This is a genomic window from Pirellulaceae bacterium (assembly GCA_029243025.1).
In the GTDB taxonomy this organism is placed as follows: domain Bacteria; phylum Planctomycetota; class Planctomycetia; order Pirellulales; family Pirellulaceae.
This window is the reverse complement of record JAQWSU010000006.1, coordinates 324,484-348,031: the sequence shown is the minus strand read 5'-3', so window position 1 is coordinate 348,031 and position 23,548 is coordinate 324,484. Positions and strand designations below refer to the sequence as shown.

Here is a 23,548-nt window from a genome sequence, read left to right as displayed (position 1 = left end):
CGACGCTTGTAGAAGCGATAGAAGTCACAGCAGATTTATGGCATATCTGGGGGCCTCTCGAATTCCAACCGAGAACGGACCCAATCAGTGGATACGGACAATCTTTTTATGCGACTTAATCCCGTTCAACGCGGCTGCTTTGGTTCGACCAAAGCGGATGGCCTGTTCAGGTCTCGTAGGAAGGCCCCTCTGACATAGCCACCGTCCTGGAACGCCAAGACGAGATCGGATGAGTCGAATTCACCATCTGCATTCCAATCCCCGCTTTCCCAGGTCGCGTTTTGCGGGAGATGATCTTCATAGGTACTTGCCTGGAAAACGGAGACGAGATCGGTTGAGTTAAAGAGTCCGTCTAGATTTGCATCGCCGTAGTGGGTGCCGAGGATTTCCTTTACCATCACATCGCGGTCGTCGTCGTTGACGATCTTATCTCCTGTGAGGTCGAGATCCGTATCCGGCAGACCCGCGTTAATTGCGGCGAACAAAAGGTCAATATCTGCCGCATCGATCAATCGATTATGGTCAAAATCACCGCGCAATTCGGTTCTTGATGCGGGCGACGGCGAGTCGGATATCCATGAACGGCTATCGTTGCCATACGACTCCAAACCGAGTCGTTGTAGTGAGTTGCCAGTACCTGCTGCATTTTCGGGCCAAGGCGCCAGATCGTCGAAGAGGACTTCGTCTTCCTGGACCAGGGTAGACAAGTCTGGCCGATCTATCTGAAGAGGTTGTGATCGCAATAAAACGATCTGGTCACCGCTATTGTTTAATTGACCCGCATACCCGCCGACGATCGGTGCGTCGTCATCGAGTTGGTAATGAGTGCGAAATGCGGCGAGTCGTCTGGCATTTTTGGGGTCGTTGGGGTCGAATTTGACGACAATCATCGGTTGGTTGACGGTGAGCATGGTTCCGTCATCGAATTTAAAGTCAACGCCACCCTGAATCTGCCAGTTCATCATGTCGACTGTCACATCTGTCTGATTATCGACTTCGATGAACTCCAGGTCACTCCTGGAAAGTGTTGGGTCAATTGTTAGTGCTGCTTCGGAAGGTAAGTGTGGAGCGTAGTTGAATTCGCTGACAACCACCGCTGCGGGACGTGGATCTGCGTTCTCAGTCCCCAACGTATTGCCTGTCGTTGGTGCGAGACGTCCCGATCCATTTGGAAAGCGAGCGAGCGAGTCGCCACTCGACGTGGCGCGAAAGTGAACGTCATCGACAAACATCGTGATCTGACCTTGATCGTCAGTGATCGTTAGCCAAACGTCGTCACCCTGAATGCCACTGAGTCTGAAATGGTTGGGATCTGGGGTAGCTGGAGTGGGGTTAAAGTCTGCCTCATCAAAAACGATGTACTGGCCCGGTTCAAGAATCGTAGCGTCGGGTATCTTGAATTTTCGCAGATCACGAACTGAGTCGCTGAGCTGCCATCGGCTGATGTCGATCGCCGAATTGGTGGGGTTGAATAATTCGATGGCATCTGTGAGATCGGCTTGCTCACCGGTGTTCGCCAAGATTTCGTTAATCACGATGCTTGCCGCAGCCTGCCCGGGCGAGCCGGGTGACCCATTGGCGCCGCGGCTGGAACGCCAAGCGTAGTATTTATTTTGCTGCGGCAGGCTGACGTTTGGATCAATGAACTCCAGGGTTGCTCCGACGCCATCCGCTGCGACTGGCCATGGGTCACTGTCATTGTAGTCGACCGCAAACAATAAGGTTCCCGCTCCATCTTCGAGTTGCAGTTGTTCTCCATTGTTATCCAAGCGACCCTCGTACTGGCCAAGAATGTTATGGTCGCTACCGTATCGAGTTTCAAAGGCTTGTTGGTTGCGCACGACTAGCCCATAGTGGCCCGCTGCCAGGGCGGTCGCCGAGCTTGTGAAATCAAAGTCGACGCCTGCCGTCAAGGCAACGCCCACCAGGTCGGCTGGGTTGGTGCTAGGGTTGTAGATTTCGATAAATTCAAAATCTTCGCTCGTCCAGTCCTTCGCGCCGTCACCGTCATTGTCAGGACTGTTGACTAACTCGAAATCACTCGGATCGGTTGGGTTGTAGTTGATTTCTGAAATTACGAGCGGCGACGAGGTGACCACCAAGTCATATTGCACCGTCTCGCTCCAATCCGACAGGACGATGGTCGCCTCTTCGCCTCGATCAGACGGATCCAAGGTTCTCGCAATGAAGCGTGTATTTGCTTCGATTGTCAAGGGTTGCCCTGGTTTCGATTCGATTGCCGTAGCGCTTGGATGCCCGTCAGCACCGCGCGGATCGGTTCCATCCACGGTGTAATACACCTTGGCTGTGGGATTTGTCTCGAAGGTCAGCTCCTGCGCGACCAGTTCTGGCAAGAGCAGCATTTCGTTGGAACTGGCCGATGAATTGAGAACGCGGAGCGCGAGTAGATTGGTTCCTTGCACGAGCAGCTCGTGATGTCTGGTGACATCGATCTCCTGAAACTGCATCGCTTCCTCGTCCTTCTGATTGGTTCCTCGCGCGTTCCACGTAAGTTCGTTGTTTTTAAGTTTAACGGCGCTAACCCGTACACCATTCAAATAGGCGGCGTAGGCGTCGTCGAATTTCATGCGCAAGATTAGTCGTTTTCCTTCCAGATCGGCCAGGTTTGAAATCTCAAAAGGAATACGAGCCAGAATATTTGTGGCTCCGTCCTGCACGGCTCGGGGATCGACTTCGGTCCGAATCCATTCACTCAGGTCGCCGTTTTCATCGAATCCAAGACCTGTTGGACCTCGTTGCCAGTCAGCGTCGTCGAAATCTGGCAGAGTCCACTGATCAGTCAGATCATCGTTGGTTGGGACGAGATAGCTGGCGACGCTTTCACCCGGCACACCCGAAACAAGTTTGGTATCGACGGGCACTACGATCGGTGCGCTGGAAATCTCAACGGATTGACCGCTGGTCAGTTGGACGCCTGGTAGTTTGCCAAGCGCGCTGCCATCAATCTGGATTTTCGGAGCAGCCGAGAAAAGGTCATCCAGGAAGCGCGTACGAGCAAACATCCAATGGCGCATGTGATCGACTTCACCTTGGAAGCTGCCATCCAGGAACCCTGAGTTGTACCCGCTGGTTTCACGAAACGCGTTGTTTGGCCAGCGAACCGCGTTGCGGTCGGAGGCATCGCCAATTTGTTGTGCCAATTCAGAGATCACGTTGCTGATGTTGGTGTCGGAGAAAACCGACTGCCGCCACATCTGCCAGCGGTCGATATACTGTTGCCAGAATCCTGGATCGCGAAATAAGTCTTTCCACCAACTGACCTCGAAAAAATTGGCACCGGTACGCCATCGCGTGGGATCGTCATCATCGGTGCGGGTCGATTCGGCAGTCAGATTCAAATCCCAAAGCGGTCCGGCAGCAATCTTGTCATTGCGATCTTTGTGGTAGAAAATACTTAAGCTCAACGCGTCTGCGTTGTACATCACCACTTGTGCCAAGTGATAGTCAATCCATGCATCAACGTCAATGAACTTGGCATAGCCATCGGGATCATTGATGTCAGGCCGCAGCAGTGTTTGTTGAAGGGCGTTGAATTGATCGACGACCCATTGTTGCTGTTGCTCGGTAGCCTTGCGTTCAGGGTCTGTCGTGAGTGACAGCGGGCTTTCGGGATACACCCAGTTCAGGGGTTGGCCACCGGCGTCAAAGGCAGGCGCGTCGGGATCGGTGCGATCGACTTTCCAAATGTATCCGCCGGAAATGTCGGGCGTCTGATGGGCCAGCGGGCCAATCTCTTCGATATCGAGTCGGCCTGGTCCAGGTTTGATTTTTTCCATCAAGACGTAAACACCCACGTAGTGGCTGTCTGATACACTGCCGCCATCGTCGTTGAGGTAGACTTCGACGGGGCGCGTCTGCGGGGCCCAACGACCCATCTGATTGCCAAACGCAAATCCCATTGCATTGCGCATGAAAATCGGGTCACCACCGAACGGTGCGTGGAGTACCCAATCACTTTCTGCCGACATGCCCAAGAGACTGGCATCGAAATCATCATCGCGGTTCGTACCGCCTGGGCCCCATGATTCAAAAGCTAACTGAGGTTTAGGCTGCCCCCCCGTGCTCGATCCACGTCGGCGAATACCACCTCTTCCTAAATAATCGACGATTCCATCCTTCAGTGACGACTCGTCAGTCGCGCCGTTGACGTCTAGGATTACAACACCGGCCCTACGCAGATCATTTGTCGTGGTCGCAGGGATTGCTTGACTCAACGTATCAATCACTACCAAAGGGAGATTCGAAGTGCGTTCGCGTAGCGTTTCGTCGAGCGCAATGTATGTCTTGGACATGACACGACTCGGTCGGAAATTGGGTGAGGGTAGCGTGTCGAACGTTCTTGCCTGGAGCAAGGTGGAATCGGTGAATGTGAAGGGCCCCCAGTACAAAGTCGAATCCTCGGTTGGATCGCTACCATCCAGCGTGTATCGAATTTGGAGCGTCGGCGGGCTACCGTCTGGTAGCTTGAGTTCCACTGTTTGCGATCCAAAAAAGAGACCGTCTGAGTCTACCGAATCAGGTTCGCTCGCGCTCGGCAACTGATTGGGATCGTTGGGTGTTGGTGTAGTGAAAAATCGGCTCTCGGAGTTTAAAACTTCGCTGGCAACGAGTCCTCCTTGAAAGAAAAAGTCTGGATCGTCGGCCGAAACATTCATGCCATGGATCGCCAGTACATTCTCACCTTTCCGCAGCAGTCCTGATGAATCGGTGAGGTCAAATTGCTCTAAGGGGATCTTGTTGAAGATAGCACCATGTTGACTCGCTGCGCTGGAATTCCAGTCAGAACTGATAGGAGCATTGACCGACGTGACTTCGTCACCGTTTAAGTAGGCCTTGAAACCATCGTCATAGCGTGCGCCAAGACTGAGCACATCAAAGCGATTTGGATCACCATCGAGTTGAAAGGCATATCGCAGGTAAGCCGAAGGGTTCGTGTTCGACATGCTTGGGCCGATGTCCAGTCCGATAAGTGCATCATAGGTGGGCCGCTGGGCTGCGGCGACGAACTGGACCGAGAGAAACTTCGCGTCGATTGTGCCGACGGGTGTTCGAGCGAAAAGCGCAAGTTTCGGCTCGGAGACCACCGGTCCTTCAAAGGTTCCATCGGTGACCGTGGCGATTACATTCCAAGGATCTGTCTCAGTCAACTTAGCGGACGCGGTCCAGGTTTTTGCAGCCTCATCACGTGACAATCGCAGCCAAAAGTTTCCTTGCTGTTTTTGTGACCACCCAAATTCCGTACCGCCGCTTAGAAAGCTAAACTTACGTCGGATCGACTGTTCCAGCATGAGGGCCGGTTTGCCGGTTGAGCCATCGTAGATCATGATGCCGACCGAGCTCCGGTCGCCCGGTTTAACCTTCTCAATGTTGGCAATCCATTCCCATTGGGTCGCGTCGGGAACAGGGAGGTCCCGGTAAGCGATCGGTGCGAGACCGCGTGCATCGAACGAGGTATTCTGATCAGTGGGCACTGAGAAGTTGAGGCTTCCAGCAGAGACTTCGACGGTTGCCTCGGTTCCCTGAGGCAGGTCAATCGTCCATTCCGAGTCGAGTGACGTGGCAAATTCTTCCACCTGCGTTGTTTCGGGACGCAGGTTCTCAAAACCGACAGCTCCGGATCCTTTCAGCCAATTCGCGTCGTTGAAGGTGTCAGTCGTCCATGCGGAGGTCAGCGAATCGTCAGTGGGGACGATTGATGTCACGGCTGAATTTCCATCCACCAATACCGTAGGCTTGCGGACTTGTGCCAGTCCATACGATTGATCTTCTCGCTGCGGTGGAAAGGTAACCCCGAAATCCTGCGCGATGGTCACACCATCCGGTTGAACCAGCGCTAAAAATTCGCCGCTACCGGATAAGCGAAAGTTGGTGTGCAATTCGGACGGCCCAATGCGATCCTTAGCTGAAGCAAAGATGAGTAACTGGTCTCCCGGATCGATGTCTACCGCGGGTAATTTCCATTTTGTTAAATCGGTAGCATCATCCGTTAAAAACCAACCACCGACGTTCATGGATTGGGACCCAGGATTTTGGAGCTCGATCCAATCCGATGAATCTCCATCTTGATCAATCATGGTGGAGCGGTTGACGGCTTGGAACTCTGAGATGATTGGAGCCGACGCTAACACCATTCGTGGTTCAAGCAGTTCGGTTGCGAAAGTGCGACAAGATTTACGCCGACTGTAATTGGGTTTGATACGATGCACGCTAGATATCTCTTTCGAACCAGTTTTGTAACACGAAAGTCGATTTTGCCGCTTGAATTCTGCACCCGTCTGACAACCTAACAGACAAGGTTGCTGAAAGATAGGAAATCTAAGTTGTGTATCGAACATCAACCGGGCTGGGCGAAAGATGGGGGCCCGAAGATGGGGGCCCGAAGATGGGGGCCAGCCCAACCGTTTGGGTTTGTACTAAAAAACGAGGATCGCTGACTCGAGAGTTAAATTGCAAGTCGCCGCTTGCAATCATTAGAAAGGGAAGCAGTCAAAAAAAACCGCCTCGGTTACGAGGCGGTTTGCTGGACGATAAGTCGTTGCTCAAAACAACGAACTAACGATTTCGACGCGCGATGCCCATCAGTCCAAAGAGGCTGATCAGGGCAAGCACCATGCTGGACGGTTCAGGAACCGCTGCCGTAACAGGGTTGGGACCGCCGGGTCGCTCACCTGCTTCGTAGCCCGCATTGCTGAAGGCTTCGACCAAGTCACCAGAATCAAACTTCTGGTCACCATTCCAGTCGCCTTGACCCCAGGTCGCGGCTTGGCCTGTTTCGTACTTCGCGGAAGCGAACACGGTAACCAAGTCACCACTGTCGAATACGCCATTCAGGTTAGCATCGCCCATCCAGGTATTCTTCAGGTCGTTGACCCAGATTTTACGATCTGCTGAATTGACCAGACCATCTGCGTTCAAGTCGTAAGCCAGATCCTGACTGGCAATACCGACTGTCGCATTCAAATCCAGATCTTCCGCGTCAAGCAGGCCATTACCGTTGTAGTCCCCTTTGAGTCCGGTCGTTGGGCAAAGGTCCAAACAAACTCGACCCGTTTCGCCATCAAAGACCCAGTTTTGGGTTGGATCTACCGACGTGATCGTGGGTGTGCCGACGATTTGATCAGCACCGATAATGGTGAACGCTTCGCCGCTCGTAACCGTTCCCGCACTCTTGATTTGGAACGTGAGGTCAGCGCTAATATCCAGGGTTGTCGTAAAGACTTCTGGGTCCGGGTTTGGCAAAACCAACTGATCGGCTTCGCCCGTGTCGCCGTTTACGTCAAATTCCATTGGCCGAACTGCTGAGACCGACGCGTTCAGGTCAGCGCTGATCAGCGGAGCGGTGGTGGTTGTGACTTTCCAGCCGAAGGTACCGTCGCCCAACAATTCCCAACCGTTGGCAGGACTCGCATCTTCAATGATTTCATCGTCGATGAGGGCGATTTCGAAACTGTCACCGCCGCCTCGTTCAAAAAACGAAGCCACAAGCGTGGTTTCCAAGTCTTCGTCCAGCTCAAATGTACCGGCAGTCCACCCATGGCCACGAGTTCCTTCGAAACGGATTTCATCGTCCTCGAAGTTGTCGTTGTTTTGCGAGTCAAGAAACTCAACACCTGGAATTTGAAGGCTACCACCGTCGTCGGAACCGAATCCGATCGTGTAGGTACCAGCGGGAATCGTGACGTCGGCCGTTAGCTCGACCACGAAGTCATTCTGGCTGGCGTCGTTGACACCGTTGGGGTACGGAAGGTTCTCCCCGAAGGTTCCACCACCGCCGGCCAAATCCGCGACCGGGTAGGCGCCGATACCTTGAGTACCTTCGTATTCGTCCAGAACGTCCTGCGCAGTTGTGTGGTCGCTGATCGTTGTTTCATCACTCTGGTCAAAGGTGACCATCCGACCGCTAAAGCCAGGGACTCCTTCTTGCTGAGGACCAAATTGCTCATTGGATTGATCGCCGTCGTAACTTCTCATACCAATCGTGTTTTCACCGCCAATGAAGATTGGAGGAATTACCCCCACATCGGTAGGATTCTTGCCGGCACCATCATTCCAGAGAAAGCCAACTTCCGATTCATCGAGGGCGCGCCCCCAAATTGCAACATCGTCAATCAGGCCTTCCCACGTTCGTCCACGTGCATCCGGGTTTTCACCGATCATCACAGGTTGGTCGTTGTTTTCCGTGACGGGTGCGCCGCCTTCGGAAACGAGTTCACCATCGATATACATCTGGACGGCTTCGCCAGCTATCGAAACACCGACGAAATGATGGATTTCTTCGTCATCGATAGGGGGATTCATGTCTGCGGGAACGTCACCGTTTCCGCCATTCCAGGTCATGATGCCTTCGCCGCCTCGGCGGTGAACACGCCAACGGTTTCCTTCACCCTTAGCAACCAAGGCTTGCCAACTCTTGGTAAATGCATCGACTCGGAACCAAGCTGAGATCGAAAAATCCTGGTCGATAAAATCGAACTCCGATTCATCTCCGCTGATTTCGATGAATTGGTCAATTCCGTCTAAAACGATGCCCTGGTCGAACTGTCCATCGTCAAAGAACGCTTCGTCTTCACCGATGAGTTCGCCATCGTTTTGGCCAACCACATCGACGAAGTCACCGTTCAGTGGCCAATAGGAAACAAGGCCCTCAGCGATCTCGGCAGTTGCCGGTGCGACGAGCATAAGCGTGGCGGAAATTGCTAATGCGCAAACGCCTTTGAAATTGAAACGAACCATCACGGACAATGACCTCCGATGTTTCATGTGACTTGCCCAACGAGATAAGACGGAGCAACGCCAGAGACGAGATAAGGGAAAAGACAACAACTCTGAACATTTGTACCAAAATGTATCGGGCTATAAGATAAGTGACGTTCCCCTAAATAAGAACGCTTTTCTGTTCGGATTGAGGAAAAAGCAAAGGATTGAGGCTGCGCTAAGCATCCTTAGCGCAGCAAATGAGCAGCGCAGCCAGGTGGGACGGGCGGCGTTTCTTCAGTTGCCATGCGGTTCACCGCGCAAGTTGCATGAGACGATGTGGCGTCAGGGAAGTCGGTCCCGAAAGGGCTGATTTTGTTGGAAGAGATTTAGTCGAGCTTCCATATTTGCCGCTTTGCCCGCCGGAGCATTGGCCATTTGCAGGCGGATCGCCGCTGCCACCGTCGCAGCGGCCTGCTCAAATTCTCCAATTTCTGCGTAGGCGCAGGCGAGCGTGTCGAGGAAGGTGGGCCGCGTGTGATTGGTTTGTTCGCAAACTCGCTCCGCCCAGGTCACCGCTTCTGAGCCGTTCCGCAGTTCTTTTTGGGGGTGCGTTGCCAGCACCCAGGCCAAATTGTTGGCTGCTAATGTCATCTGAGGCTGGATTTTCAGGGTGCGTCGATACGAGCGGACTGCCTGTTCGAATTGTCCGTTCGAACGATACGCGTTTGCCAGGTTATACCAGCAGGCGACATCATTCGGTTGGGCTTCGATCACTTTTCTGAATCGCTCGATGGCTGCCGAGGAATTACCTTGGCCCATGCGAATAAAGGCTAATTTTCGTTGTGCGGAAATGTCCTGCGAATTAATCCGCAAGCATTCCAAAGCTTGTTCCGCGGCTTGATCGAGTTGCCCAATTCTGGCCAGCAATGTTGAAAAGTCGCTACGAAAACGAAAATCATCGGGTCGAAAAGCGATGGCCTTCCGAAAGGCCTGCAAAGATTCTTTGATTTGCCGCTGATCCCGCAGCAAGATCGCGAGCACGTAATACAAATCCCCGGGTGCTTGATCACTTGAGGCGGCCTGCGCTTCCTCGGCGATTTTGGTGTGGCGTTCCAGGTAGTCGATTCCATTCGTCACCATTGCTTCGTCAATGAAGCGTGTCGTTACCTGGAGGGGATCGGCCGAGGGAGGTGGCATAATCCAGCGACCCGGAAAGGGCGAACTGAATTCCCGCAGGCGATTGGCAGGAATTTCCAGCAACTGCAAATCAGAAAGCAATTGATTGATTTGAACGGGTCCCTGATACAAGACACCAACGAAACCCTTTTCGTCAACAAGAAAACTGGCAGGCACGGTTAGCGGTTGCCATCGATCAAAAATGGCGCGTTTGAGTACGTCAAGGCTGCGCACTAATTCGATACTTCCCGATGTTGTGGTAAAAGGAAAACCGATCGTCTTCAAAATACGTTGTGCAGCTTCTGAATCGTCTTCCAGGTTGTCGAGATTGACGGCGATCACGTCCAGGCCGGCTTGCCGCAAACGCTCTGCGTGCCGCGTATACTCTGCCAATTCCTCGACACATGAGCTGCAAGTAGCCGACCAAATCGAAATAAGCGTGGGGCGAGAGATGGTCGAGTTGAGTGGTTCCTCATTTTCAGCAGTTCGCAACGTGGGTAGTAGACGTCTCGCCGGCAGCACGGTTCTCGCTACAGAATTTGATTGAAGGGGTACTTGGGCGGAAGCGACGAGTTGTTTTCGATCCGTGGGAGCCTGCCAAGGAGTCGCTTGCCCATTTTTCTGATCTAGAATGTAGCGTTGATTGATTTCCAGGTTGTCGTATTGTTGGTGTGTGCCGCCAGGCCAACGAACGATGACATGTCGAATCTTGCTTGCGTCGCCAAGTCCAAAATGCAGCCAGCTACTGGACTGCGACAAGAAGCCGTCACCTGCCGAGAGAGTCTTTATCAAGGGTAGAGGGTTGTCGCCAGTTAGCACAACCTCGACTCGTGCACCAACCGCGTCACGATTGGTCTGCTGACCATCGCCCTGCAGTTTAATCGCAAGAAAGTTGTTTTCGCGGGAGCTGTTATTTTTCAACAGTCGAATTCTGGGTGCTGTGCGATTGGTGACCCAGATGTCAAGGTCGCCGTCAAAATCCCAGTCGGTAAGCGCCAGTGCTCGACCATCATCGGCAAAGTCCAAACCGCTGGCCGCCGAGACATCGGCAAATCGGAGTTCGTCGTTCTCACCCCGGGTATTCAGAAAAGCACAATTTCGCTCATGACCGCTGAACGAACGATTCTCATGGAGCAGTCGATTCAACGCTTTCCAACCCTGACGATAGCGCATCATCGCTCGTTCCGAGAAATCATCGATCGGAGATTGCGACACGACCTGTCGCCAATAGACACTTCACAAATCCCCCGTGTCTTCGGTGCTAATAAAACCGTTCGCCACGATCAAGTCCTCCCAGCCGTCTCCGTTGAGGTCCGCAAATCGCGATCCCCATGCCCAACGCCCCATGGTGACCGCTGCCTGTTCGCTCACGTCTTGGAAACCATTCGGCTGGTTGAGAAATAAGGTATTGCCACGCGCATGCCGTTGGAATTGCTCGCGTACGTTGGGGTTCGCTCCGGTTTTAAATTGCCGCTGATAGGTAATGCGGTTTCCGGCGGCGGAGAACATGTTGGAAACATAGAGATCCATCCGACCGTCGCGATTGACGTCAGCCCAACTCGCTGACATGCCGGCGGACATGTCTTCCACGTCCAGATCGGACGCTGCGTCGACGAACTTGCCTTGGTCGTTTTGATAGAAGTTGTTTCGGCCGTAATCGTTCGCTACGTAAAGGTCAGGATCACCATCATTGTCGTAGTCTTCCCAGGCAGCAGCGAAACTGAATCGGGTATTGTTTTGGTGGAGGCCAACGTCTGAGGTCACGTCCGTGAAAAACCAGTTGCCATCGTTGCGTAGCAGAATGTTTTGGCCCCCGTTGTTTGCATCGTGGTACGGCATGGGTTCGCCCATTACACCACGCCGCAGTGTCGATGTGGTGGGGTTATAGCCGCAAATGTAGATGTCGAGGTCACCGTCCAGATCGAAGTCGGCTGCCGAAAGTGAGAACGATTGGGCTTCGTTGCTGGTGCCGAATTCTAGTTGAAACTGACCGCTGCCGTCGTTTGACATGAACAGGATTCGCCATTCCTGGGCAACGATCAGGTCGCGGTCTCCGTCATTATCAAAGTCGACCAACAACGCACTTGCACAATAATCCAGCCAATCGGTTCCGCTCTCGCCGCTTACGTCCCGCAGCGTGCCGTCGCTGTTTTGAATAAACAATCGGTTCGGCAGACCACCTTGTTGGCAAACGTATAGATCTTCTAGCTGATCACCATTCACGTCGCCAATGGCGATGCCGTGATTTGCGACGACGTCGAGTCCGAGATTTCGAGAAAGTCGACTCCGCCAGTAGTCGGTCGATCTCAGGAAATGCTGCTCATACGCGACCGTGTCGCCGAGTACCGCGGCAGTGCAATCCGAAAACATCCGTTTTCCCTGACCCTGGTGCAGGACCGTTTCGTATTCTTCGAGTCTGATCGTGAGCAGTCTTGGGAGATCATCGCCTTCCGTTGACCAATCAAGTTTCCATTTGGCGTTGATTTGTAATCGGCCTTCGGCGGTTGCGCCAACGGATTGAAAATCAACGGTTGTGGTTGCCAGATTGCCGTCCGATGTAATCCGAAACGGTTTTAACTTGATCCGTTCAATCTTGCCGCCTGTATATAACTGTCGGAGTCCGTCGACTGCTTCACGCAGTCCCTCGCGCCCACGAAATGTGCCCGCCGCAGAACTTAACTTGTCGAGTGGGTCCCCACGCTGTACGCGCAGCGTGTTGTCTTGGAAAACTTCCCGCAGCGAGTCGCTATGTAATGCCGAGCAAACGAATTTGTCATCCACGAGTCGTTTTAGAATTGAGTTGTCCAGGTCCTGCTCAAACAATCGAGTCAATTGTTTTAATTGCTTGCCAGCGGATTCATGCAAGGCCTCCGTCTGCCAACCATCGGCCGTCGGGTCAAGTCGGCGATAGGCATCGGCTAGCGGCGCCACGTAAGATTCCTGGGTGGATCCCGGCGCCCGAACGCTGACCGGGTCAGTTCGCGTCTTCTCCACGGGACGACCTTCATCAACCGTGGGAGACGCGCTCACCACCGGGGTAGCGACTGCTTCAGCCGCCTCATCGATTCCAACCGCGACGGATGAGTCATGCGGGATGCTCCAAACGCAATAGAGGATCAAGGGCAGCGCGAGCAAAATGAAACAGCAAAGGGCGATCCGACCTGAAATCGCGCCAGTCGTCGAGTTTTGCTCGATATTGTCTTGATCGAGGTCGTGGGGATGCTTCGGCATGGGGAAAAGTCACGTTGGGTGAGTGAGACCGAGCCCCCATTATAGCCCCCCGGCAAAACGCGTGGGTAAACGGCAAACTGTTGCCATCGACGTCCGACATTTGTTGACAGACCGTGTTGGGCGACACCTGGGAAATCGACCGCCGATTGATCGCCAGTCGACTTCCCCATTCGGCCGATGCATCGAGGGACGAAGAGGAAATACTCGGTTGCTGGTTATTGTCATCGGTTGTTGCTGAGGAATTCCAGTGGGAGTGCTAACGACACGCGATCCAACTGGCTCCGGACGCAGCGGGATTGTTCCCGGAATACCAAACTCTGTCGCGCGTTGGAGAGGAATCGCTCAAGGCCATTGAAGGAGCGACAAAGCGTCAAGCTAGCACTATCGATTCAGTAAGCCTGTCGTGCAAAACATTGCCAGTGTTTGTTTTTTGACCGTGAAATGTTCATCGAAAGCCAGCCTCGGACGGAAACGAATCTTGGTCGTGGTGTGCGGGTGGGTCATGGTGGCCGTGGGGAAAGAGGGAGCTAACGGAGTCAGATGTCTGCCTCAGGCTTGCCCAGATTCACTTGTCTCCGAGGAAGGCTTGTCTCTACAATCGTCGCCCCAGATCGGGTTGTGTTTGCAGTGCACGGTGAAAGGTGGATTTAGATATGCTTGATGTGAAACGGGTTAACAAATTGCATGCCGAAACGGTCGAACGATGGCATCACGAGTCGATTGAGAACTCGTACGATGGTGTTTGGTCGATCATCTGCAAGCAACACAGTTTCAATTTCCTGCTTTGGCACGAGGAAGATATCGCGAGAAGCCAGGATGTATCCGACAAGCGAATTGCGGAAGTGAAGCGTGCCATTGATGGTTACAACCAGCAGCGCAACGACTGGATCGAAAAAATTGACGACTGGTTGACCGGTTATTTGGCCGAATCACGAATTGCCCCAGCCGTTTCGGCTCCACTGAATACCGAGACACCAGGCAGCGTCATTGATCGCTTATCGATTCAATCGTTACGCGTTTATCACTTACGTGAGCAACTTGAGCGCACGGATGTCGATCAATCGCACATCGATTCGGTCGAACAAAAGATTGCCAAGTGTTTGCTGCAGCATCACGACCTGTCGAATTCCCTTCAGGAATTGTTGAACGACATCCAAGCAGGTAAGAAGCGTCACAACACTTATCGACAATTCAAAATGTACAATGATCCCACGTTGAACCCGCAGTTGTACAAGCGTGCCGGTTGATTCTTCAGATTGGTGAGCTCGAGCGGGAAGCATTCCGTTCGAGCTAGGCGGCTTGAGATTTCACCAGGAGCCGATCGCAGGCGTCAGTAACTTGTGACACACGAATGGCGCACATTGCTTCGTTGTCGGCTCCGCGGCGCTGGCGCCCATTTCCGTCCTGGTAGCAGGTCTGCACGCTTACATGCTGAGGTCCATAAGGTCCACATTCACTTGGCAGCGTTGGGCCGTAGAGTCCGACACAACGCGTGTCGACGGCTGCGGCCAGATGGAGTGGCCCCGTATCTGCGGCGACGCAGAGTTTTGAATAACGCATCAGCGTGGTCAATTCGGGAAGCGTTGTGGACGGAGCGATCAACCCATGCCCGCCGGAGTGTTCAGCGATTTCTCGGGCCAAAATTTGTTCTCGATCACCTGCCCACACGATCACCGAAGGTAGACGATGAACGCGTCCTAAATGCTTAGCGACGAGTCCAAAACGCTTCGCGGGCCACAGTTTAGAGTCCCAGCCTGCTCCAGGATTGATGACTGCAAACTCACCGCTCAGATGGGTGTCGTGCAGGAACTGATCGACCTTTTCGTGCTGCCATTCAGCCATCTCGAATTTTGGGGATGAAGGTTGCTCGATCCCCAAGGGTCTCAATAACTCCAGGTATTTGTCGACAACATGGGGCAACGTGCTGGCAAACCGAACGTTGTTCAAGAGCAGGCTCAGCTCACGCCCCTGCGGGCGATCGAAGCCGATTCGACAACGGGCTCCGCTGAGCCAGCCGAGCATGGCACTTTTCGTAAGCGATTGTGGATCGATTGACACATCAAATTGCAACTCATGCAGCGTTCGCCGCATGTTTTTAATTTGATGGAATGATTTGAGCCAGTTTCGGTCGACCGTAATGACGCGGTCCAAGTCGGGATAATCTCGGAGGAGGGTTGCTGGCAAACCTTGTGTCGCCCAGGCGATGAACGCCCCGGGAAACTGCCGCCGCAATGCGCCGATAATCGGCATAGAGTGGATGCAGTCACCGACAGCACTTAATCGAGTGATCAAGAATCGAGGGTGATGGGGGTCGGCGTACGAGATTTGCATCAGAATTACCTCGTCAGTGGGAGAAAACGGCGAGGCGAATCATAGTCGCGAGAGGCCAAACGCCCAAGATCAAGTCACCGATTCATCGTTGGATTTTGAAATCAGTTCAGGAATCGTGAAAAAGGTGGTTGAAACCGGTCAGTTGAGCTCCCCCTCCTTGACGATTTGCCGGGCGATTCGTCATTCTGAAGTGATGACTACTATCTCAGAATTGACCGACCAGAAGAATCGGCTACGCCGACAGGCGTATGACGCACGTAACGCACAGGAAAATAAGGATCAGATCAGCGAATTGGCGATTCGTCAGTTCGTCGATTTAGCGGAGTATCATGCTGCAAATACCGTGATGTGGTATTTGGACTGTCGCTCCGAATTGCGCACTCGGCACGCTTTGCCAGCGGCCCTTGAAAGCAGCCAACGTGTCGTCGTTCCCTATTGTACGGTTGACGACCAAGGTGCGAATAAGTTGGGGCTCTGGTTGTTGGAGAGCATGGATGAACTCGTGGTCGGTAAGTGGAAGATACTCGAACCTCCACGAGACCGATGGGGCGAAAAGGGCAAGGAGATCGATCCAAAGCGGCTTGATCTGGTGATGGTTCCCGGTGTGGGCTTCGGTCGTGATGGAGGTCGCATGGGAAATGGGCAAGGATATTACGATCGCCTGCTGACGCAGGTGCGCGATGACTGTCCTCTGGTGGCACTCTGTTACGAAAGCCAGTTGTTCGAAAACCTTGTTGTGGGGCCGCATGACGTCTACATGGACAAAGTCGTGACAGAAAAGGCGGTTTATCAAGGCCGTGGTCGCACAGCCCTGTGACGCAGCCCTGTGACGCAGCCCTTCTCAGGACGCAGCTCTTGAAGACACAGCCTGGAGTTGCTGGCCGATGAAAGTAAGCGACAATTGGAGCAACGTGACGAGATCGAGTGCATTGTGATGCAGAATCGATTTGGTCTGATGGTCGCGTCCCGTTCGAACATAATCGTGGTAGGCCTGCGGTATGTCTCGGCCTGGAATATCGTCAACCCGCTTGCGACCACAAATATAGCGTTCAAGCGTCTGCAATTTGCAATTTGGCAGTTGCGATTTCCACCGGCGGCGGGCGTGATGGAGGAGATCAAAATGGGGGATGATCGGGCGATTCGAATTGGGGCTGAGGTAGATTGGCTCGAGGGGTGAGCCGGGATATCCAGGTGGCGAATGGCTCGGGGCAAGGCCGTCGATTTTTTGGCCTAAGTGATGTAACGTGCTGCGGTCTTGGACTTGCGGCCAATCGAAGCTTTTACCGTTGAATGTGATCAACAGTTGTGCGCGATGAACAAGCGTCCAAAGGCTGTGCAACAGCGCTTTTTCTTCAGAGTAGTCCCGTGCCCAGAGTTGAGAGAGCACGAGTTCACCGTTTTGTGGGTGCATCACGCCGGCCAGGAAAATGATCGATCCGGCGAAGCCACATGTTTCGAGATCCAACAGGATCGTATGATGAGGAAAAGCGTGTTGCAAACGGTCGAGCTCGTCGTGTTCTCCTTGAATCGATGGAGTTTCAGTCGCCAGTGTTCCCGCAATGAGCTCGGGACCCTGGGGCCAAAGTTGTTGCAACGGTTGTTGAATCAACCAATGAGGGCCCCACGGGGTATTGACCCGTTGGCCCTTTGGTGGCGACCCCAGTTCAGATTCGACACCCTGCACCTCAGATTCGACAGAGTGCGGAGCTTGATCCGGTAAGCTGGTGCGGTTCAGTTTTTCGAGTCGAGCTCGTACGTCGTCTGAGAGCATGATTCACTGGTGAGGTGTGATTCGAGTGCAGTCCGTCGTCTGTCAGATTGCAGCTTAAGTTTTCGAGTCGGCCATTTCGGTTGAAAGATCGACGGGTTGCTGCGTGTTCAAGCCGCCTTCGCGTGTCAGGATGAGTTGTAGTAAGCGCGTGGTTGCCAGTTTGTTGGGCATTGGATATCCGCGCACAAGATCGGGATCGCTGTGAATCGCGGGTCGCAGATTTGGTAAGCCAACACAGCTTGGACAGCCTTCTTCACACTCACATTCGGCTACCATTTCATGGCAAAGTTCAAGTAATGCGTGAATCTGATGAAATCCTTTTTCGCTGTAGCCCAGTCCACCTGGATACCGGTCATAGAGAATTAAACTGCTCTTGCCGAGGTTTTTGCTGTCCACTACGCCGCTAATGTCACGACTATCACACATGGCGATCATAGGCAGCGCTTCCACGGCGAGATTGCGCATGCCGCATAATCCTTCGCTGGTACGTAAACGCTCTGACTTGAGTTGGAGTCGAATCTGATCGTCGGGAACAAGCCATAATGCGGTCGTGGGTAGATTCTGGGCTGGAATGTCGACCGATCCGAAGCCGACATTTTCGCGAGTTGAAAACTTGATCTTTTTGAACGCCACCGTTTTCCAACTGACATCAACATTTCCATAAGCAAGTGTGGCGGTCGGTAAGCTCTCGTTGATCGTGCGTTGTTCGGTGATCAATACGTTGCTTTCGAGCACCGCTTGTGTGTAGTAGTCCATTTCATGACGCTCTGCATAGGCAACTTTGCCTTCCAAATCGAGCTCGCGAATGAAATAGGTTTCACCATTGTGAAGATAGACAGCTTGAGGGTAGATCAGTTCTGGCGCACTGATCGCGTCAACATTCGCGATCACTTCGTTAGCGTGGTCTAATTCGTCACGACCGGGGCCTAAGTCACGAGGTCCGTCGAGTTGACGTTGACTGTCGTGCATGGTCAGTCCGACTTGACGCGGATTCGATTTGGGACGTCGGAGGATGATACTGAATGTTTCATCACTCATATGACGCAAGCTGATCTGATGGGCCGGATTTTGGCCACCGGCGAAGTAGCTCTTTCCGGCGACCTGAGACAGTTCGTGTGATTGGCAAAGTATTTCTGCAATGACCGGCGCAGCTTCGCCGAAGCGCTGCGCGCAGCTTTCTTCCAGTGGTAGTTCAAAGGCGGCAGCTTTCAGATGATTGGCCAAGACATAACTGTTTTCCGGATCAACCACGGCGTGCTCCGGTGATTGCTCAAAAAAGTAGGTGGGGTGTCGCAATAAATATTGGTCGACCGGGTCATTGCCTGCCAACAAAACTGCCAGACTTTCATCGTGTCGTCGCCCGCTACGTCCCGCTTGCTGCCATGTGCTCGCAATCGTGCCCGGGTAATTGACCAACAAAGCCACGTCCAACGATCCGATGTCGACACCAAGTTCCAATGCGTTAGTCGCCGAAACACCACGCAATTCACCTTGAAAAAGATCCTGCTCGATCTGTCGACGTTCTTTGGGCAGGTAACCGCCGCGATAGGCTCGAACCCGATTCGCCAAGTCCGATTTCTGATCGCGTAGCGAATCCTGAGCGTAGCGATTGACTAATTCGGCGGCCTGTCGGGTGCGGGTAAAGGTCAGTGCTTGCCCGCCTGCTCGCATCGCTTCTACCATGAGCCACACCGCGTCGTCGGTCGCGCTGCGCCTTGCCAGTTGATCACGTCCAAGGGGGGACGGATTCCACAGGACGAAATATTTGCGACCGCGTGGGGATCCGTCATTGTCGATGACTTGGACGTCACGACCAATTAATCGTGACGTCAATTCACCCGGATTAGCGATCGTGGCACTCGCAGCCAAAACGACTGGCCGGCTGCCGTAATGTTCGCAGACACGCATCAGACGACGCAGGACGCAGGCAACGTGGGCACCCAAAATGCCGCGATAGGTGTGCACCTCATCAAGGACTACATACTTGAGTTGACCGAAAAAACGATTCCACTTGGGGTGGTAGGGAAGGATCGACGCGTGCAGCATGTCCGGGTTTGAGAGGACCAAGTTCGACTCGGCTTTGATGCGTCTTCGTTGAGCTGTCGGGGTATCACCATCGAAGACGCCCGGCTTGATCGCGTTGGAGACCTGTTCGTTGCCGGCGAGCAGTTCAAGTTGACCTTTCAGCTGATCCTGCGCAAGAGCCTTGGTCGGAAACAGGTAGAGGGCCCGAGATTTTGGATCGTGCAGACACGCTTCCAGGATCGGCAGATTGTAGCAAAGGGTTTTTCCACTGGCGGTGCCCGTCACCACCACAAGATCCTGCCCTGCTCGGGCTGTTTCCAGAGCCGATACTTGATGCTCGTAGAGTTGTCCCACTCCCTGCTTGCGCAATAAATCGGCAAGTGCTGGGTGCAGCGGCTGGCGAGGTTCAGCAAATTGACCCCCGCGTTCAGAGATTTGTTGCACATGACTAATTTGACCGGCGTATTGCTGGTGATGCTCGATCGATTGCAGGAAGGCGCCAACGTCCATGTATGCCTCGTGAAAAATGGAGGGCGGGCATCGATTCTTGGCCACGGCCGTGCAATCTTCCGCCCAGACTACTAAACATTTGTTTAGTATAGGGTATCGGCCAAGTCGCTCAAGATTTATTAGTGAAGCCAGTGATCAATCGCCGAAAGCAGCTGATTCCGGGTGTCATCATATCGATCGCTAATCGGGCCCATTTGTCCCTCTTCGAGAATCAAAATTGCTAAGGTGATTCCTGCTAGCAGGGTAATGGCCAGCCGAAAATTACTCCGTTTCATCGCGAATCCTCCTTGGGACGGTTGACCGGATCGTTGCTCGACAATTTGACTGATGCAGATGGCGTGCCAGTAGCGAAATAACGCACCGAGGCGTGAAAAACAGGCTGGAGGCGCCGGTTAAGCGCTGGAAGCAGGGGTAATCTTGGTGGTTGGTTGGACGGAGGCTGCCACGACGACTGGCTGTTATTTTGGTTGCAATCGGAGGGAAAGTTATTCTCAGTGACCCTTTCCAGGCAACATCTGTTCGTTCAACTTCGCCTTGTCGACTAGAATAGAGAGTACCTGGATATCGTCAGCACCGTGACGTTCCCGATCTTTAACTCCTCCCTTTGCGGCGATGGTCATGCGGACATTCTACATCGCGTTTTCACTTCCTGTTTTTGGGTTGGCTGTTGCGGCCGCGACGGCCGGTGAGATCGACTTCAATCGAGACATTCGTCCAATTCTTTCTGACAACTGTTTTCGCTGTCATGGCCCGGACGAGAGTGAACGGCAGGCGAATTATCGTTTGGACGTGAAAGCGGTGGCTTTTGGCGAACTCGAAGGAGGTGGTCGAGGCATCGTCGCGGGCGATAGGGCAGCGAGTAAGTTACTGGCGCGAATCACGACCGGGGATACCGACCAGCAGATGCCCCCGCCCGATTCGGGCAAGGTTTTGACAAGGGCGCAAATTGAGCTTTTGCATCGTTGGATCGAATCGGGTGCAACTTGGGAAGAGCATTGGTCATTCGTTGCCCCCGTGCGACCCCCACTGCCAGATATCGGTCGCTCGGAATGGACTCGCAACCCGATTGATAGCTACGTGCTGGCGCAAATCGAATCGGCTGGCGAGTCGCCAAGTAGGGAAGCGGATCAACGGGCGTTGATTCGGCGGCTGACATTTGACCTAACGGGCCTCCCGCCGACCCCAAGTGAAGTCAACACGTTTCTGCAGAATTCGGCGCCTGATGCTTACGAAAGACTAGTTGATCGTTTGCTGGACTCGCCCCGATATGGCGAACACCAGGCGCGATATTGGATGGATGCTGCGAGATACGGGGATACCCATGGATTGCACCTCGACAATGAACGTTCGATTTGGCCCTATCGTGATTGGGTGATTGATGCGTTCAACCAGAACATGAGTTTTGATCAATTCACGGTTGAACAATTGGCGGGGGATTTGCTGCCGGATGCGACTTTGGCTCAACGCGTGGCAACCGGTTTCAACCGTTGCAATGTATCAACCAGCGAGGGCGGATCGATTGATCAGGAATACCTGGTGCGTTACGCCACCGATCGTGTGGAAACGACGGCCACGGTATGGATGGGGCTCACCGCAGGGTGTGCGGCGTGCCACGATCACAAATTCGATCCATTGACTCAGCGAGAATTTTATCAGCTGTTCGCTTTTTTCTTTAGTCAGACCGAGCGCGCGATGGATGGAAATGCTCTTTTACCGCCGCCATCGGTTAAGACTGCATCGATTACGCAACGAGTAAAGTTGAAGCGACTTGAGCAACTCCGCAACGAAACGCGCGGGGAACTTAAAAAGCTGCGGGACGAGTCAGACAAACATCTGGCGGCCTGGGCGGATGAATACCGGAAATCTGCGGAGATGCCATCGCTCCCCGAGGGTGCGATCGTACGGGCTACTTTCGATGAAAACGAGGGCGATCGCGTCGACCTTGGTCAAGACCGTTCAGGCCAGATTGTCGGTACGGTAATCTGGGATGCTGGCAAGCAGAATTCGGGGTTGCGATTTGACGGCAACACACATGTTGACCTGGGCGATGTGGCCGCCTTTGACAAGGGAGATGCGTTTTCCGGCGGAGCATGGATCTATCCGACTGGCAAGGGCGCGTTGACGCTACTTTCTCGAATGGCGGATGACAAGGCGTTTCAAGGCTACGACATTTATCTTGGCAACAACCAAGTCTTTGTTCATTTGATCCATCATTGGGAAAAAGATGCGATTCGCGTTAACACCAAGCGCAAACTCACGCTCTCGTCCTGGCAGCATGTGTTCGTGACCTACGACGGTTCGGGAACGGCTGCCGGAGTCCACGTTTATGTGGATGGTCAGGAAGAGGAATTGCAGGTGACCCACGATCGCTTGCGAGGTTCGATTTCGACGGATGCGACCTTGAAGATTGGTCGTCGAACACCCTCGGCTCCCTTTCAAGGTATCGTCGACGAGGTTCGGATTTATCCGCGAGTGCTTACGGACTCGGAGATAGAGGCTTTAGTCGGAGCAAATCCGCTGGTGGAGCTTCTTGCTGAAACCGAGAGCGACTGGAGTTCATCGGAGCGGCAGCAATTGTTGGATCGTTTCCTCAAGCGACGCGAGGCAAATTACCGCGAATTAGCTGATGGGGAACGACAACAGGCCGATCAGATACGTCGGATCGAAAGTTCATTTGCCAGCACGCTTGTGATGCAAGAGATGAGCAAGCCGCGTGCGGCGCATCTGTTGATTCGCGGGCAGTATGATCAGCCAGGGGAATCTGTTGGACCGGGGGTGCCAGCCATTTTGCCGGCGATGTCGGCTGCCATGCGGTCGAATCGACTTGGGTTGGCTCGCTGGCTGACGTCACCCACCCATCCGCTCACCGCTCGGGTTACGGTGAACCGGATTTGGCAGCAACATTTTGGCATCGGCTTGGTGAAGACGACGGAGGATTTTGGCTCCCAAGGACAATGGCCGTCACATCCTGAATTGTTGGACTGGTTGGCCGTGGAGTTGGTTGATTCGGGATGGGACGTCAAGGCCATGCACCGCCAGATCGTGAATTCCGCCACGTATCGACAAGCATCGATCGCCTCCTCAGCCGCTTATCGGCGAGATCCAGAAAATCGTCTGCTGGCTCGAGGCCCACGATTTCGGATGGATGCAGAAATGATTCGCGACAACGCGCTGGCAATCAGCGGTTTGTTAGTTGAGCAGACCGGTGGAAAGAGCGTCAAACCGTATCAGCCTCTCGGACTTTGGAAGGCAGTGGGTTATACCTCGAGTAATACGGCTCAATTTAAAGCGAGTGAAGGAGCTTCGCTCTATCGCCGCAGCCTCTATTCGTTTTGGAAGCGTACTTCTCCGCCGCCCGGTATGCAGATTTTCGATGCACCTTCGCGCGAGGTGTGCACGGTACGCCGTCCTCGCACGAATACACCTGCTGCCGCACTCGTGTTGATGAACGATCCGCAGTACGTCGAAGCTGCGCGTGAACTCGCGGGTCGGATGATCACGGTGGCGGGGTCCGACGTGGAACGGATACGTTATGGACTGCTGCTCGTGGCGTCGAGGCCGCCCGCGGCGGACGAGGTGCAGGTGTTGCAGCAGATGCTCGTGAGATATCGTGAAAAGTATGAACAAGATCCGGAGGCCGCCAAGCAGCTAGTCTCTGTGGGAGCATCCAACTATGACAAGGCGATCGCGGTCAACGAGCTGGCCGCCTGGACGCTGATTGCCAGCACCTTGTTGAATTTAGACGAGACGATCACCAAGTAGTTTGTCCAGTGCCCGTATGAGAGT

The 23,548-nt window shown here is 53.6% G+C and carries 12 protein-coding genes; 3 read left to right on the top strand and 9 right to left on the bottom strand.

All coding sequences use genetic code 11. From position 1 onward, the window contains the following. Window positions 1–125: 125 nt before the first annotated feature. From P8N76_03355 to P8N76_03340, 4 genes are all read right to left on the bottom strand, one after another. Window positions 126–6,227 (bottom strand): lamin tail domain-containing protein, encoded by a 6,102-nt coding sequence (locus P8N76_03355; GenBank protein MDG2380686.1) that lies wholly within the window; start codon window positions 6,225–6,227, stop codon window positions 126–128. Between the two features lie 346 nt (window positions 6,228–6,573). Next, window positions 6,574–8,754 (bottom strand): PEP-CTERM sorting domain-containing protein, encoded by a 2,181-nt coding sequence (locus tag P8N76_03350; GenBank protein MDG2380685.1) that lies wholly within the window; start codon window positions 8,752–8,754, stop codon window positions 6,574–6,576. Between the two features lie 306 nt (window positions 8,755–9,060). Then, the gene (locus P8N76_03345; GenBank protein ID MDG2380684.1) at window positions 9,061–11,070 is read right to left on the bottom strand and encodes a tetratricopeptide repeat protein; all 2,010 of its coding nucleotides are present in this window, start codon (window positions 11,068–11,070) and stop codon (window positions 9,061–9,063) included. Between the two features lie 60 nt (window positions 11,071–11,130). Further along, window positions 11,131–13,125: a VCBS repeat-containing protein gene (locus P8N76_03340; protein ID MDG2380683.1), complete on the bottom strand. Its 1,995-nt coding sequence runs from the start codon at window positions 13,123–13,125 to the stop codon at window positions 11,131–11,133. 653 nt (window positions 13,126–13,778) lie between these two features. On the opposite strand from P8N76_03340, the gene P8N76_03335 reads away from it, so the two are divergent. Beyond that, on the top strand, window positions 13,779–14,372 hold the full coding sequence (locus P8N76_03335; protein MDG2380682.1) for a DUF4254 domain-containing protein: 594 nt from the start codon (window positions 13,779–13,781) through the stop codon (window positions 14,370–14,372). 43 nt (window positions 14,373–14,415) lie between these two features. On the opposite strand, the gene P8N76_03330 is transcribed toward P8N76_03335, so the two are convergent. Next, window positions 14,416–15,456, bottom strand: a complete 1,041-nt coding sequence (locus P8N76_03330) for a glycosyltransferase family 9 protein (protein MDG2380681.1) — start codon at window positions 15,454–15,456, stop codon at window positions 14,416–14,418. A gap of 193 nt (window positions 15,457–15,649) precedes the next feature. Between P8N76_03330 and P8N76_03325 the strand changes: the two genes are divergently transcribed. After that, window positions 15,650–16,273, top strand: coding sequence for a 5-formyltetrahydrofolate cyclo-ligase (locus P8N76_03325; protein MDG2380680.1), 624 nt, complete (start codon window positions 15,650–15,652; stop codon window positions 16,271–16,273). 24 nt (window positions 16,274–16,297) lie between these two features. Here the strand turns inward: P8N76_03325 and P8N76_03320 are convergent, their stop codons facing one another. From P8N76_03320 to P8N76_03305, 4 genes are all read right to left on the bottom strand, one after another. Next, on the bottom strand, window positions 16,298–17,227 hold the full coding sequence (locus P8N76_03320) for a ribonuclease H-like domain-containing protein (GenBank protein MDG2380679.1): 930 nt from the start codon (window positions 17,225–17,227) through the stop codon (window positions 16,298–16,300). Window positions 17,228–17,281: 54 nt separating this feature from the next. After that, the gene (locus P8N76_03315; GenBank protein MDG2380678.1) at window positions 17,282–19,762 is read right to left on the bottom strand and encodes a DEAD/DEAH box helicase; all 2,481 of its coding nucleotides are present in this window, start codon (window positions 19,760–19,762) and stop codon (window positions 17,282–17,284) included. Window positions 19,763–19,881: 119 nt separating this feature from the next. After that, window positions 19,882–20,037, bottom strand: coding sequence for a hypothetical protein (locus tag P8N76_03310; protein ID MDG2380677.1), 156 nt, complete (start codon window positions 20,035–20,037; stop codon window positions 19,882–19,884). Between the two features lie 216 nt (window positions 20,038–20,253). Beyond that, window positions 20,254–20,382 (bottom strand): hypothetical protein, encoded by a 129-nt coding sequence (locus P8N76_03305; GenBank protein ID MDG2380676.1) that lies wholly within the window; start codon window positions 20,380–20,382, stop codon window positions 20,254–20,256. Here P8N76_03305 and P8N76_03300 point away from each other — a divergent pair. Further along, window positions 20,381–23,524, top strand: coding sequence for a DUF1553 domain-containing protein (locus tag P8N76_03300; GenBank protein MDG2380675.1), 3,144 nt, complete (start codon window positions 20,381–20,383; stop codon window positions 23,522–23,524). The two genes, P8N76_03305 and P8N76_03300, sit on opposite strands and share 2 nt — an antisense overlap. Window positions 23,525–23,548: the final 24 nt, after the last annotated feature.